The organism is Streptomyces cylindrosporus, from assembly GCF_022698165.1.
In the GTDB taxonomy this organism is placed as follows: Bacteria; Actinomycetota; Actinomycetes; order Streptomycetales; family Streptomycetaceae; genus Streptomyces; species Streptomyces cylindrosporus.
The window spans coordinates 384,840-399,244 of the sequence record NZ_JALDAY010000001.1 but is presented as its reverse complement, the minus strand read 5'-3'; the positions used below and the strand labels follow the sequence as shown (position 1 = coordinate 399,244).

The window sequence follows — 14,405 nt, the reverse complement described above, 5'->3', positions numbered from 1 at the left end:
GTCAGCTGTCGCTCAGCCTAGAAGCGGCCTCGGTACATGGGCCGGGGTGGGCGGCGCCGAGTTCGTGCCGCTACGGCCACCAGCGCGTCACGTCGTCGATGGCGTCGGCCAGGTCCGCCGCGGCGCGTCGGCCGCCGATCCGTACGAGGACCGGGGCGAACGCGGCGAGGTCGGTGAGCAGGGCGGAGCGGGGGAGCGTCGGGGCGCGGGAGAGTACGGTCCGGACTGCGTGGAGCAGGGCCGTCGGCGGCAGGGCGGCGGCCGATTCGGCCACGGCGGCGAGGGCTCCGGACCGCTCTTCGTCCTCGGGGATGGACAACGCGCAGTGCATCCCGGCGTCGAGGGCTCCGGTCTCGACGTAGCGCCGCGCCAGGAGGGTGAGGGCGTCCGCGCGGTGGGGCTCGCCGTGGGGACTGTGCGACGGCAGGTAATCGGTCGCTCTGCGGGCTTCGTCCAGGTACCCGTGGCCGGCCAGCACAGGAACATGCCGGACCAGCACGGCCGTGCGCGGGCTGTCCTCCCACCCGCGATCGACGGGGGTCAGCCGGAGAACCGCGGCCGTTGCCTCCGCGGTCCGGCCAAGTGCGACCAAGCGGGCGGTGAGCGCTGCGACGGCGTTCTCGTGGGCGTACTCGTCGGGGATGTTCTCCGCCAGGTCAAGCGCACTGAGCGCCTGGTCGACGTCCAGCCGCCGGGCGACGGCCGCGATCAGGTCCGCGCGCCGGTGGCCCTGCGCCCGGCGCGCCCTCGCGAGGATGTCCGGCACGTCTCCCGGCGGGTCGTCCGTTTCGTCGTCCGGGTTCCAGGAGTTGTCCTCCTCCAGTGCCGCGAGATCCCGCGGCGTGAGGTCCTCGCCCAGTTCGGACCGCACCAGGGCGAGCACCTCGCGGGTGTCCGGCGCCAGGGACAGGACCGCCCACAGGGCTCGCGACCGTTCGTCCGCACGCGTGATCCGTGCCACGGCTCGCAATGCCGCCGCCGGACGGGCGGGGGCGAGGACACGCGCGACGTCGGTGAGTGTGTCGTGTCGTTGGCTGGGCCAGGTGTTGTCCCGGTGCCAGAGCACGGCGGCCACATCGATCGCCTCGTCCGCATGGCCCTGTTCGGCGAGGGCCCGGGCCAGCCGGGCGAGAATCCGCCCATGGCGGAAGCTGTACTCGCCTTCGTTCTCCGGATCGTCGCGGAACCGCACGGCACGGGCCACGACAGCGGCCCGGCGCTCCGCCGGGAGGTACGGGGCGAGACCGGCCGCGGCCGCCAGCTGCGCGGGAAGGTCTTCGACCCGGCGGGCCGCCTCGATCAGACGGTCCACGGTCTCGGGCGGCAGATGGGGGATGAGCGCACCAACGTGTTCGACGGCGCGCGGCAGATGGTCCGGGGTCCAGTCCGCGGCTCCGGGCAGGGCCGTGGCCACGGCCTGCGGGGCCAGGGACGGGGCCAGATCGTTCAGGATGCGCAGACGGTCCGGGAATTCCCGGTGGCGCAAGGTGTCGATGATGTCGGCGATCACCCGGTCCCGGGCAGGGCCGGTGACGTCGTGGAGGATCTCCAGGAGTCCGTCGCAGCGCTTCTCAGGGTCGTCGATCGCCCTGAAGGCGGTCAGCAGACGGGCGAGAATTCCGTCGAGGTACGCGAGTGGCGCCGCAAGGAACAGGTGGCCGAGGACAGTTGCGCGATCGGACGGTTTCGGGATCCCCTCCGCCTTGGCGAGCACGGACTCCACCAGTTCCCGCCCGTCGGCGTCGGGCAGCCGCCGGAACAGGAGCATGGGCGCCGCGCCCACCCAAGGCCCGTGGCCGGTTGTCCGCTCGCTCGGCCGAGGGCTGAACAGCCTGCTCACATGGGTCCATCCGCCGTGCTCGCACAGCTCCTCCAGTGCGGTGGTGAACGCGACCCGCGCGACCGCCACGGCCTCCGCAAGGACGGCTGCGCGCATATCGCCGACGACGAGCGGAAGCAGTGCGCCGAGAGCGTCGGCCCGCTCGAACAGTCCCAGCTCCGGCCCTTGGATCGTCCTTCCCCAACCGTCGTCCTGCCGTGTGACAGCGACCTCGATCTCTCCGACATGTGCCAGCGCCCGTTCGACGAGACTCCCGCGTTCACCGTCCGGCACCTGCGCCGCGAGTGCGGCCAGCCCGCGTGACCTCGCCCAAGGCCGGTCCCAGCGCTCGATCGTGTCGGTCAGGACGCCGGTCGCCCAGGGGCGGGGCCGCATCGCCGGGAGCGCGGTGATCAGAGTGACGGGGGCCACGCCGTCCACCACGTCGAGCAGCGCCCTCCACGCCTCGGCCGACTGGTCGGCTCCCAAGCGGAGCAGCAACGCGGTCAGGGCACGCACCTTTTCGTCCGGGTCCGCGACCGCGGTGGTCACGTGGAGCGCGGCGTCCAGCCGGTCATCGGGAAGCTCGGAGGCCAGCACGGCGAAAGCACGGGGCTGGGCCTCCGGGCAGGTCGCCATCAGCTGGAAGACCTCCTCCCACCGGCCCAGCCTGCCAAGCCGCGTCGCGAGCCGCACCGTCGCGGCCTGGAGCCGGTACGACTCCGTCCCCTCCAGCGCGTGCACCGCACGGGACAGCAGAATCTCGGGCAGGCTCTCGGCGAGCTCGGCCAGCGCGTCGGCCCGATGCCACTCGTCCAGCGCCTCCACCGCTCCGAGCAGGTCCAGTTGCAGCGAGGCGGGCGTCACCCCCGCCAACCCCGCCAACATCTCGGCGCGCGCCGACGTGTCCAGGGTCTGCCGCGCGTACGCCAGCCCCTTCGCGGGCGACCACACCCCGGCCCGTACCAGTCCCACCAGGAGCGTCGGCGGGACGCTGCCCGCCAGGGCGTTCACCGAAGAGGTGTGCAGCGCCCAGCGTGCCTCCGCCGCGATGTCGACGGTCCCGCCGGAGCCGGGTTCACGCACGCCGCGGTCCTCGGCCAACCGCCACGCCCGGGCCACATCCGCCTGATAGGCCGACAACTCACCGGTCAGATCCTGCGCGGCGAACCACACGTTCCGCCCGTCCGCCTCCAGCCGCAGCAGCCGTTCCAGCTCCCCGTGTCGTCCAGCCCCCGCCAGATGCGCCGTCACATGCCGCAGCCCGTACCCGCCGTCGAGAAGCCCCTCAGACCCGGTGAGCAACCGGTCCAGGCCGCGCTCCAGGCCCCCCCACCGCCGGAGGTAACGGTCGGCGATCCTCCCGTGCGCCACACGCACCGCCTGCTCGAACTCCCGTGCCAGGGCGACGTCCATGGCCCGCCGCCCCGTGCGGTCCAGCCGGCCTTCCAGGAACTCCCGCACGCTCGCGTGGTACGGGCGGTACCGCCGCTCGCCACCCACCTCGTCGACCGCGAGGAAAGGGAGCCAGTCCTCGTCCAGCAGTGCCGTCAGCGCGGGACCGCCGTCCGTCCCGGCAAGCGTCGCGAGCAGATCCGCGGTGACGTCCTCCTGAACCGCCGCGAGGGTCGCCAGCAGCGGCAGAAAGGTCCCGTACCACTCCTCCCGCCGCTCCCCGCGCCACCGCCGCCAGAAGCGGGCGTAGTAGGCCCACAGGCCGTCGGGCAGTACGTCGAGGTCGACGCGCCGTTCCCTGACCACGTCCGCCAGGACGTAGTGCAGGTAGATCCACACGCCGGCGCTGCGGGCCACCAGGGTCTCCACCACCTCGGCCGGGGTGTAGGCGCTGTCGCGCACGACGGCCGCGAGCGGTGGTGAGGCGACCGCCCGTTGCAGGTAACGCCGCATGTCGCCGAGGTTGGGGTCGCCGGCGGCGTCCATCGAGAAGACCCGCAGCGGGCTCTGCGTGTCCAGCGGCACGGGCACCGGCCGCTGGGACACCACAACGTACACGCCGGGCGGCAGCACCTCCGGCAGGCCCAGCACGTTGTGGCCGATGGGTACGCCCGCCTCGTCGAGGCCGTCCACCACGATCACGAGCCTGTCGTGCTCGCCCGCGCGCCGGTCCGAGGCCCGTTTGAGCAGGTGGGCGAAGAAGTCCGGGCGGCTGCCCGCCGTCGAGGGGAGGACCTCGTCCACGCTGAAGGGCAGGAGTTCGGCGGCGCGGATGACCTGCGCGGCCAGGCTTCTGAGGGCCGGTGCCACGCCGTCCGGGCCGCGTGCGGTCTCGGCGAAGTGGTGGACATAGCCGCGCTGTTGGATCAGGTGCGCGAGGAAGGCCGTCTTGCCGAGGCCTGCGGACGCCTCCAGCACGAAATACCCGCGGTCCTCGGTCGCCAGGAAGCGGTCGATCTCGGCGAGCAGCCACTCGCGTCCGACGAAGCCCTCGACGTCGACCCGCTGGAACACCGACCACGGCTCGATGTAGGCGTCGCGGAGCAGCTCGTACTCCCCCACGAACACCCGGTTGTGGTCCCCGGTGATGAGGATGCTCTGGATGGCGTCGCGCCCGACGACGATGCTGCGGTCGCCTGTGGCGTCGCCGGAGACGGTGGTCACCGGCGCCTCCCCCGTCGGCCGGGCAACTCGCGATACGAGCCGGACGACTCACGATACGAGAAGGGCGGCACCCCCCGCACGGGATGCCGCCCTCTCTTTCGCGAACCGGAGCCGCCGCCCATCGGTTGAGGGTCGGGGACGGGTGGCGGCTCCGGGGCCGGGGTGGGTCAGCGGTGGTCGCTGCCCGTCGACTCGGTCGCCGCGCGGCCCGCCTCCAGGCGGGCGACCGGGATGCGGAACGGGGAGCAGGAGACGTAGTCCAGACCCACCTCGTGGAAGAAGTGGACCGACTCCGGGTCGCCGCCGTGCTCGCCGCAGACGCCGAGCTTGAGGTCGGGGCGGGTCTCGCGGCCCGCCTTCGCCGCCGCCTTGACCAGCGAGCCCACGCCGTCCTTGTCGATCGTCTCGAAGGGGGAGACGCCGAAGATGCCCTTCTCCAGGTATGCCGTGAAGAAGCTCGCCTCCACGTCGTCCCGGCTGAAGCCCCACACCGTCTGGGTGAGGTCGTTCGTGCCGAAGGAGAAGAACTCCGCCGCCTCCGCGATCTGCCCGGCCGTGAGGGCGGCCCGCGGCAGCTCGATCATCGTGCCGATCGACAGCTTCAGCTGCGTGCCCGTCGCCGCCTCGACCTCCGCGATGACCGCGTCGGCCTCCTCGCGGACGATCTCCAGCTCCTGGACCGTGCCCACCAGCGGGATCATGATCTCGGCGCGCGGGTCGCCCTTGGCGTTCTTGCGCTCGGCGGCCGCTTCCGCGATCGCGCGGACCTGCATCGTGAACAGGCCGGGGATGACCAGGCCCAGGCGCACACCGCGCAGGCCCAGCATCGGGTTCTGCTCGTGCAGCCGGTGCACGGCCTGGAGCAGGCGCAGCTCGTTCTCGTGCGGGTCCTTGCGGGCCTCGGCGAGGGCGACGCGCACCGACAGCTCGGTGATGTCCGGCAGGAACTCGTGCAGCGGCGGGTCGAGGAGCCGTACCGTCACCGGCAGGCCGTCCATCGCCGAGAACAGCTCGACGAAGTCCTGCTTCTGGAGCGGGAGCAGCTGCTTGAGGGAGTCCTCGCGCTCCTCGTCGGTGTCCGCCAGGATCAGGCGCTCCACCAGTTCGCGCCGGTCGCCGAGGAACATGTGCTCCGTACGGCACAGGCCGATGCCCTGCGCGCCGAACCTCCGCGCGCGCAGCGCGTCCTCGGCGTTGTCCGCGTTGGCCCGCACCCGCAGCCGGCGCTTGCGGTCGGCGAACGCCATGATCCGGTGCACGGCCTCGACCAGTTCGTCGGCGTCCTGGGCACCCGCGTGCATCCGGCCCTCGAAGTACTCGACGACCGGGGAGGGGACCACCGGGACCTCGCCCAGGTAGACCTTGCCGCTGGAGCCGTCGATGGAGATGAGGTCGCCCTCTTCCACCACCTGCCCGCCCGGCACGGTCATCCGGCGCCGCTTGGTGTCGACCTCCAGCTCCTCGGCGCCGCACACACAGGTCTTGCCCATGCCGCGCGCGACGACGGCCGCGTGGGAGGTCTTGCCGCCGCGGGAGGTGAGGATGCCCTCGGCCGCGATCATGCCGTCGAGGTCGTCGGGGTTGGTCTCCCGGCGGACCAGGATGACCTTCTCGCCCGAGCGCGACCACTTCACCGCGGTGTACGAGTCGAAGACCGCCTTGCCGACCGCGGCACCCGGCGAGGCCGCGATGCCCCGGCCGACCTGCTCGGTCTTCGCGTGCTCGTCGAAGCGCGGGAACATCAGCTGGGCGAGCTGGGCGCCGGTGACGCGCTGGAGCGCCTCGGTCTCGTCGATGAGCCCCTGGTCCACGAGCTGGGTGGCGATCCGGAAGGCGGCACCGGCCGTCCGCTTGCCGACGCGGGTCTGCAGCATCCACAGCTGCCCGCGCTCGATGGTGAACTCGATGTCGCAGAGATCCTTGTAGTGGTTCTCCAGGGTCTCCATGATCTGCATCAGCTGGTCGTACGACTTCTTGTCGATCTGCTCCAGCTCCGCGAGCGGCACGGTGTTGCGGATGCCCGCGACGACGTCCTCGCCCTGGGCGTTCTGCAGGTAGTCGCCGTAGACGCCCTGGTGGCCGGAGGCGGGGTCACGGGTGAACGCGACACCGGTGCCCGAGTCCGGGCCGAGGTTGCCGAAGACCATCGAGCAGACGTTGACGGCCGTGCCGAGGTCGCCGGGGATGCGCTCCTGGCGGCGGTAGAGCTTGGCGCGGTCGGTGTTCCAGGAGTCGAAGACCGCGTGGATGGCGAGGTCCATCTGCTCGCGCGGGTCCTGCGGGAAGTCCCGCCCGGCCTCCTTCTTGACGATCTTCTTGAAGGCGGTGACCAGCTTCTTCAGATCCGCGGCCTCCAGGTCGGTGTCGACCGAGACCTTCTTGGCCTCCTTGGCCTTCTCCAGCGCGTCCTCGAAGAGCTCGCCGTCGACGCCGAGGACGGTCTTGCCGAACATCTGGATGAGACGGCGGTACGAGTCCCACGCGAACCGCTCGTCGCCGGCCTGGTCGGCGAGGCCCTTCACGGACTTGTCGGAGAGCCCGATGTTCAGGACGGTGTCCATCATGCCGGGCATCGAGAACTTGGCGCCCGAACGGACGGAGACCAGCAGGGGGTTGTCGGCCTGGCCGAGCTTCTTGCCCATCCGCGACTCGAGGGCGTCGAGGTGCGCACTCACCTCGTCACGCAGTGCCGGGGGCTCCTCGCCGCTGTCGAGGTAGACCTTGCAGGCTTCGGTCGTGATGGTGAAGCCAGGGGGAACGGGAAGCCCCAGGTTGGTCATCTCGGCGAGGTTCGCGCCCTTGCCGCCCAGGAGGTCCTTGAGGTCCTTGTTTCCCTCGGTGAAGTCGTAAACGAACTTCGCTACGTGGGGTTCTTTGTTTTCCGACACGGGTCTCGACTCCCTCGGGACGCGGTGGCTGCCCTGACGGCGAGGAACATACCCAGATCAAAGGCGTCTGGGTACGTCTACTCACGCGTCATGCGCCTGTAACCACTCGTCCGCCAGCGGATCGAAAGTCAAAGCTCGGCAAGCAACCAACCGCTTATGTTTTCACTTCTTGAACGCATCACTGCCCACAGGTGCACTTTTACGCTCAGATGAGCGGGAGTCGAGCGCATCTGATTTCGATCGATGAACGATCAAGGGGTGGCACCGAGTGCCACCCCTTGGAGAAGTGCAGCCGCTCAAGATCCGCTCATCTGAGCGCAACCCTTATCAAGGGTGGCGAGAATCACGCTGCCACAGCGGGCCGGATTTCACCATGCGGACGTGGATCCGGAACGGAAACGCGGGCGTCACACACCCATCGCCAGCAGCCGTTCCTCCGCCCGCTCGGGCGCGTAGAGGTGCTCCACGACCAGCGCACCGGCCCCCACCAGCCCGGCCCGCTCCCCGAGCCGCGAGGTGACCACGTCCAGATGGGCCGTGGAGCGCGGCAGCGCCCGCTGGTAGAGCAGCTCGCGTACACCGGTGAGGAAGGGAGTTCCGGCCAGATCTCCGGCGATCATCAGCACCCCGGGGTTGAGCAGTGTGACGACGGTGGCCAGTACGTCCCCGACCTGCCGTCCCGCCTCCCGGGCGAACCCGACGGCCTCCGGATGCCCGGCCGCCAGCAGCTCCCGCACATCCGAGCCGGACGCGGCCGGGACCCCGGCCTCCGCCAGCCGCCGCGCCACGGCTCCACCGCTCGCGACGGCGGCCAGACACCCGTACGACCCACACCGGCAGAGCGCGTCGGCCCCCACCCGGATGTGCCCGATGTCCCCCGCGCCCCCGTCGATGCCCCGGTAGATCGACCCGTCGACCACGACCCCGGCGCCGATACCGGTCGACACCTTGACCAGGACGAACGCCGAGCAGTCGGGGTAGGCGGCGCGCTGTTCGCCGTACGCCATGAGGTTTGCGTCGTTGTCGACGAGTACCGGCACCCGGTCCGCGCCGCCGCGCTCGGCGAAGGATCTGGCCAGCCGGCCCCTTATGTCGTACCCGTCCCAGCCCGGCATCATCGGCGGCTGCACGACCCGGCCGGTCTCGCTGTCGACGGGCCCCGGCACGGCGAGCCCAATACCGCAGACCTGCTCGGCGCGCCTGTCGGCTTTCGGCAGCAACTCGGCGAACCAGCGGCCCAGTTCACCGAGTACGGCGTCCGGCCCGTCCTCGACGACCAGGACCCCGGAGTGCTCGGCGAGCATCTCGCCGGTCAGCGTGAGGACGGCGGCGCGGGCGTGGCGGGTGTCGAGGTCGGCGGCGAGGACCACGGCGTGCTCGTCGTCGAACTCCAGGGTGATGGAGGGCCGCCCGCCGAGCGGCGAGTCGACGGGACCTCCCGCCCCCTCCCGCAGCCAGCCCGCGCGGAACAGACGGTCGAGGCGCTGGCCGACGGTGGCACGGGACAGTCCGGTGACCTGCTGGAGGGCTCCGCGCGTGGTCGCGCGTCCGCTTCGCACCAGTTCGAGCAGATCTCCGGCGCTCGCCTGCCCTCGTCCGGCCATGCGCACCCCCTTGTGTTTCTCAAGCTTGCATTACATATTGAGTTTTGCGTGTTAAATAGACGTAACCCTACGGTAGCTACGACCGAACCGGTCGGCCGGACGTCTTCGGGGAGCCCCGAGTGGATCGCACTGCCCAGCTCACCAGCCGCGCCTCAGCGCACCCCATTGCATACGATCCACCGCCCGTGCCGAGGTCGCTGCACGTCAGGGCCGTCCGGGTCCTGGAGGACAACTGGACGGGCGCCTCCACGGTCCCCTCACGCAGCCTGTACCCGCACCAGTGGTCCTGGGACTCGGCGTTCATCGCGATCGGCCTGCGCCACCTGTCGCCGTTACGGGCCCAGACGGAGCTGGAGACGCTGCTGGCGGCCCAGTGGGCGGACGGCCGCATCCCGCACATCGTCTTCAACCCCTCCGTCCCGCTCGACGCGTACTTCCCGAGCCCCGACTTCTGGCGCTCCTCGACCGCGGGGCGCGCTGCGGGCGCCCCGCGCACCGTACAGACCTCGGGCATCGTGCAGCCACCGGTGCACGCGCTCGCGGCCTGGCTGGTGCACTGCGCCGACCCGGGCCTGTCCCGGGCCCGGGGCTTCCTCGCCCGCGTCTACCCCAGCCTGGCCGCCTGGCACCGCTACCTTCTGCACCGCCGCGACCTGGGCGGCGCCGGGCTCGCGTCCGTCGTCCACCCCTGGGAACAGGGTATGGACAACAGCCCTTGCTGGGACGCCCCGTTGAGCCGTGTCGTGCCGGCCCCGGCCCGCTCCTTCCGGCGCGCCGACCTGGACCACGGGGCCGCGGAGGACCGGCCGACGGACCTCGACTACGGCCGTTACGTACGCCTGGCGACGGACTACCGCGACGGCGGATACGCCGACGGGACGGCCCAGTTCGCCGTGGAGGACCCGGCGTTCAACGCCCTGCTCATCGCGTCCGAGCACGCGCTGGCCCGCATCGCCGGCGAACTGGGCGCGACCGGCACGGCCCGCCACGCCCGCGCGCAGCGCCTGACGACGGCACTGGTGGACCGCCTGTGGGACCCGGCGAGCGGGATGTTCCTGTGCCGGGACATAAGGGACGGGAACGGCACGCTCATCCCCGAGCGCAGCGTCTCCGGCCTGGTCCCCCTGCTCCTCCCGGACCTCCCCCGAGACATCGCCACGGCTCTCGTCCGCACCGTCCGCGGCCCGCACTTCGGACTCGGCGCCACCACCCGCCTGCCGCCCTCCTACGACCTGCTCGGCGAGGCCTTCGACCCGCACCGGTACTGGCGCGGGCCCGCCTGGTTCAACACGAGCTGGCTGATCGAGCGCGGACTGCGCATCCACGGCGAACAGGAGCACGCCGACGCGCTGCGCGAGGCCTTCCTCGACACCGCCGACAGCTCGGGCTTCGCCGAGTACGTCGACCCGTACACCGGCGAACCCTGCGGCGCGCCCGGCTTCGGCTGGACCGCCGCGCTCACGCTGGATCTGCTCCATGCGCGCCCCGGCGACGGCGTGACCTCGGCCGGCACCGGCACGTTCGACATGAGTGAAAAGGGAGGGAACCGGGGATGAGTGACCGGCATCATCTGCTCGTGCACGGCGGGACGTTCGCTGCCGTGGGCGACGGCGGGGACATCAGCGGTGTCCGGGGGGCCGGCTCCCCGGACGGGTTGTTCGTGCGCGACGCCCGGCACTTGAGCCGTTGGCAACTGACGGTCGACGGCGCGGTGCCGGAGTCGCTCACGCCGGTCGCGGACGGGGACACGGCACGCTGTGTCCTCGTCCCGCGCGGCGGACGCCAGGAGCCCCCCGCATACACGGTCTTCCGCGAACAGGCAGTCGGAGACGGCGCGTTCGTCGAGTCACTCCGCATCACGAGCAACCGCCCGACCCCCACCACGGTCCGCCTGGCGGTCACCGCGGACGCGGACTTCACCGACCAGTTCGAACTGCGCTCCGACTACCGCACCTACACCAAGATCGGCGCCACCCGCTCCCGCCAAGTCCTCGACGACGGCGTGGAGTTCAGCTACCAGCGCGGTGAGTGGCGATCCTTTACGACGGTGACGGCCGACCCCGCCCCGGACGCCGTCGAGGAGACGGGCACCGGCGCCCGCCGCCTCGTGTGGACCCTGGACCTCCAGCCCCACGGCACCGCGGAGCTCACCCTCCGCGTGATGGCGAGGCCGCACGGCGACAAACGCACCCTTCGCGTCCCGGCCTCCCCGGCCGCCATCACCGAACAACTCCTGGCCCTGGAAGGCGAGTTCGTCGAAGGTGTCGCCTTCCCCACCGGCTGGCCGGAGCTGGCGGCGTCCTGCGCCCGCGGCCTCGCGGACCTGGCCTCGCTCCAGGTCCCCGCGACCGGCCCCGACGGCGAGGAACTCCGCGTCCCCGCGGCCGGAGCCCCCTGGTTCCTCACCCTGCTGGGCAGGGACGCCCTGCTGACTTCCCTGTTCACCCTCCCCTACCGCCCCCAACTGGCCGCCGCCACACTCCCCGCCCTCGCCGCCACCCAGGCGACCGAGACCGGCGCGGACTCGGTGGCCCAGCCCGGCAAGATCGTGCACGAGGTACGCCACGGCGAGCTGGCGCACTTCGGCCAGGTCCCGTACGCCCGCTACTACGGCTCGGTCGACGCGACCCCGCTCTTCCTCATCCTCCTCGGCGCGTACGTCGAGCAGACCGGCGACGCGGCCCTCGCCCGCCGCCTCGAACCCCACGCCCGCGCGGCGATCGGCTGGATGCTGGACCACGGCGGCCTCACCTCCCGCGGCTATCTCGTCTACCGCGCCGACCAGGGCGGCCTCGCCAACCAGAACTGGAAGGACTCCCCCGGCGCGATCTGCTCCGCGGACGGCACGCGGGCCACCGGAGCGGTGATGGCCGCGGGCGCGCAGGGCTACGCGTACGACGCGCTGCGCCGGACGGCATGGGTGGCGCGCACGGTCTGGTCGGACGAGACGTACGCGGCACTGCTGGAACAGGCGGCCGGCGACCTGCGCGACCGCTTCCAGCGGGACTTCTGGATGCGGGAGCGTTCCTTCCCCGCGCTGGCGCTGGACGGCGAGGGCCGGCAGGTGGACGCGCTGGCGTCGGACGCCGGGCATCTGCTCTGGTCGGGGCTGCTGGACAAGGAGTACGGCGAGCTGGTGGGCCGGCGGCTGCTTGAGCCGGACTTCTTCTCGGGCTGGGGTGTGCGGACGCTGGCGGCGGGGCAGGCGGCGTATCACCCGCTGTCGTACCACCGGGGTTCGGTGTGGCCGCACGACAACGCGCTGATCACGCTCGGGCTCGCGCGGTACGGGTTGCACGACGAGGCGCGGACGGTGGCGCATGCGCTGGTCGACGCGGCGACGGCCACGGGGCATCGACTGCCGGAGGTCATCGCCGGGTACGGGCGGGACACCCACGCCGAGCCGGTGCCGTATCCGCATGCGTGCGTGCGGGAGGCTCGGTCTGCGGCGGCGCCGCTGGCTTTGTTGACGGCCGTTGGGGGCGCCTAATCAGGGGGGTCGAGAGATGCCTGGCGACTGCGGGTCCGTTGTGGCTGGTCGCGCAGTTCCCCGCGCCCCTTGAGGGGCGTTGACTGGGCGTTTGCCGGGTGTTTGCCCGGGGCTGTGAACACGGAGCCTGAGCAGGCCGTACGGGATGGTGGCGGCGTGGCCCGCCGACCTGTAGCAGTCAGCCAGGAAGGACCCTCGGGTGCCCGTCTTCACGCGTCTTCGTCAACAGCCGGACACGTCACCCGAGGTCGAGCCGGAAGAGAGCAGCGAGCCGGAGGCGGTCGCCCCACCGGCTCGCCGTACCCTGCGCACCCGGTTCGCCGACTTCCGCGACCGACACCCCACCGCCACCCGCAACACCCGCTGGGTGATCACGATCCTCGCCGCCGTTCTCGTGCTCGGCGCGCTGCTGCTGCCGAACCGGATCGAGGCGCTGCACACCGACCGGTTCACCCGGATACCCGTGGAGGCCATCCTCGGGGCGGCCGTCGCGCTCGCGCTGCCGCGTCGGCCGCGGCTGGTGGTGGCGGTGGTGTCGGGGGTCGCGCTCGGGGCGATGACGGTCCTGAACCTGCTCGACATGGGGTTCCTGGAGTACCTCGGGCGGGGCTTCAACCTCGTACTGGACTGGGAGTTGCTGCCCGACGCGCAGTCGTACGTCGAGGACGCGATGGGCCGGACCGTGGCGATCGCGGCGACCGTCGGGGTGTTCGTCCTGATCTTCCTCCTCCTGTCGGTCATGGCGCTGGCGATGGTCCGGCTGAGCAATCTCCTCGCCCGCAACAAGCAGGCGGCCACCCGCGGAACCCTGCTCGCCACCGTGGTGTGGGTGCTGTGCTCGGCGCTGGGGCTGCAACTGGGCGGGATACCGGTCGCGTCCGACCGTACGGCCCAGGCCGTGACCATCCAGGCGCGGCGGGTGCACGACACCCTGCGGGACGAGGCCGAGTTCCAGAAGATCGCCAAGGTCGACGCGTTCGGCAACACCCCGCCCAGCCAGCTGGTCCCCGACCTGCGCGGCAAGGACATGATCTTCACCTTCATCGAGAGTTACGGCCGTAGCGCGATCGAGGACCCGGTGGAGGCGCCCGGCGTCGACGCGACCCTCGACGCCCGCACCGAGGCCCTGGCCAAGGCGGGCTTCCACGCGAAGAGCGGCTGGCTCACCTCCGCGACCTACGGCGGCAGCAGCTGGCTCGGTCACTCGACCACCATGTCCGGCCTGTGGATCAGCAACCAGCAGCGCTACCGCACCCTCATGGCGAGCGACCACATGAGCCTGACCGAGGCGTTCAAGAAGACGGGCGACTGGGACACGGTCGGCATCATGCCCGGTGTGCAGAAGAGCTGGCCGGAGTCGAAGTTCTACGGCCTGGACTCCTACCGCAACGCCTTCCAGATGGGCTACAAGGGCCCGAAGTTCAGCTGGTCGACGATGCCGGACCAGTACGCACTCCAGCAGTTCCAGAACCTGGAGCACAGCAAGAAGCGCAGCAAGCCGCTCATGTCCCTGGTGATCCTGACGTCGAGCCACCAGCCCTGGGCGCCCATCCCCAAGATGGTCCCCTGGGACGACCTGGGCGACGGCTCGGTCTTCGACTCGATCCAGAAGGCCGGCAAGAACCCCTCGGACATCATCACCAGCTCGCCCAAGTCCCAGGCGGAGTACGGCAAGTCGGTGCAGTACTCGGTGACGGCCCTCACCGAGTGGCTGGAGCGCTACGGCACCAAGGACACGGTCCTCGTCTTCCTGGGCGACCACCAGCCGATCGCCCGCGTCAGCGGCAACCACGCCAGCCGGGACGTCCCGATCTCGATCGTGGCCAAGGACCCGAAGGTCCTGGAAAAGATCGACGACTGGGGCTGGACGGACGGCCTGCGCCCCGCGCACAACGCCCCGGTGTGGAAGATGAGTTCGTTCCGCGACAAGTTCCTCACGGCGTACGGCTCGACACCGCACCCGAAGAAGGGCTGACGGCCTCGGG

General features: G+C 71.3%; 6 protein-coding genes. 3 read left to right on the top strand and 3 right to left on the bottom strand.

Going from position 1 to position 14,405, the window contains the following annotated elements; genetic code table 11:
- Positions 1 to 70 precede the first annotated feature (70 nt).
- From MQP27_RS01690 to MQP27_RS01680, 3 genes are all read right to left on the bottom strand, one after another.
- The gene (locus MQP27_RS01690) at positions 71 to 4,438 is read right to left on the bottom strand and encodes a P-loop NTPase family protein (RefSeq protein ID WP_242759792.1); all 4,368 of its coding nucleotides are present in this window, start codon (positions 4,436 to 4,438) and stop codon (positions 71 to 73) included.
- A gap of 167 nt (positions 4,439 to 4,605) precedes the next feature.
- The gene (ppdK, locus tag MQP27_RS01685; protein ID WP_242759789.1) at positions 4,606 to 7,326 is read right to left on the bottom strand and encodes a pyruvate, phosphate dikinase; all 2,721 of its coding nucleotides are present in this window, start codon (positions 7,324 to 7,326) and stop codon (positions 4,606 to 4,608) included.
- Positions 7,327 to 7,733: 407 nt separating this feature from the next.
- Positions 7,734 to 8,930: an ROK family protein gene (locus tag MQP27_RS01680; protein ID WP_242759776.1), complete on the bottom strand. Its 1,197-nt coding sequence runs from the start codon at positions 8,928 to 8,930 to the stop codon at positions 7,734 to 7,736.
- A gap of 119 nt (positions 8,931 to 9,049) precedes the next feature.
- On the opposite strand from MQP27_RS01680, the gene MQP27_RS01675 reads away from it, so the two are divergent.
- The 3 genes from MQP27_RS01675 to MQP27_RS01665 all read left to right on the top strand — a co-directional run bounded on the left by MQP27_RS01675 (position 9,050) and on the right by MQP27_RS01665 (position 14,395).
- A complete protein-coding gene (locus tag MQP27_RS01675) occupies positions 9,050 to 10,486 on the top strand; it encodes an MGH1-like glycoside hydrolase domain-containing protein (protein ID WP_242759767.1) in 1,437 nt (478 codons plus the stop codon).
- The gene (locus MQP27_RS01670) at positions 10,483 to 12,420 is read left to right on the top strand and encodes an amylo-alpha-1,6-glucosidase (RefSeq protein WP_242759765.1); all 1,938 of its coding nucleotides are present in this window, start codon (positions 10,483 to 10,485) and stop codon (positions 12,418 to 12,420) included. The genes MQP27_RS01675 and MQP27_RS01670 overlap by 4 nt, the downstream gene beginning before the upstream one ends.
- 199 nt (positions 12,421 to 12,619) lie before the next feature.
- The gene (locus tag MQP27_RS01665) at positions 12,620 to 14,395 is read left to right on the top strand and encodes an LTA synthase family protein (protein WP_242759763.1); all 1,776 of its coding nucleotides are present in this window, start codon (positions 12,620 to 12,622) and stop codon (positions 14,393 to 14,395) included.
- Positions 14,396 to 14,405 lie beyond the last annotated feature (10 nt).

Excerpts from the sequence above, each read along its gene's own strand:
- MQP27_RS01680 (WP_242759776.1), bottom strand. The coding sequence starts at position 8,930 with ATGGCCGGACGAGGGCAGGCGAGCGCCGGAGATCTGCTCGAACTGGTG.
- MQP27_RS01670 (WP_242759765.1), top strand. The coding sequence starts at position 10,483 with ATGAGTGACCGGCATCATCTGCTCGTGCACGGCGGGACGTTCGCTGCC.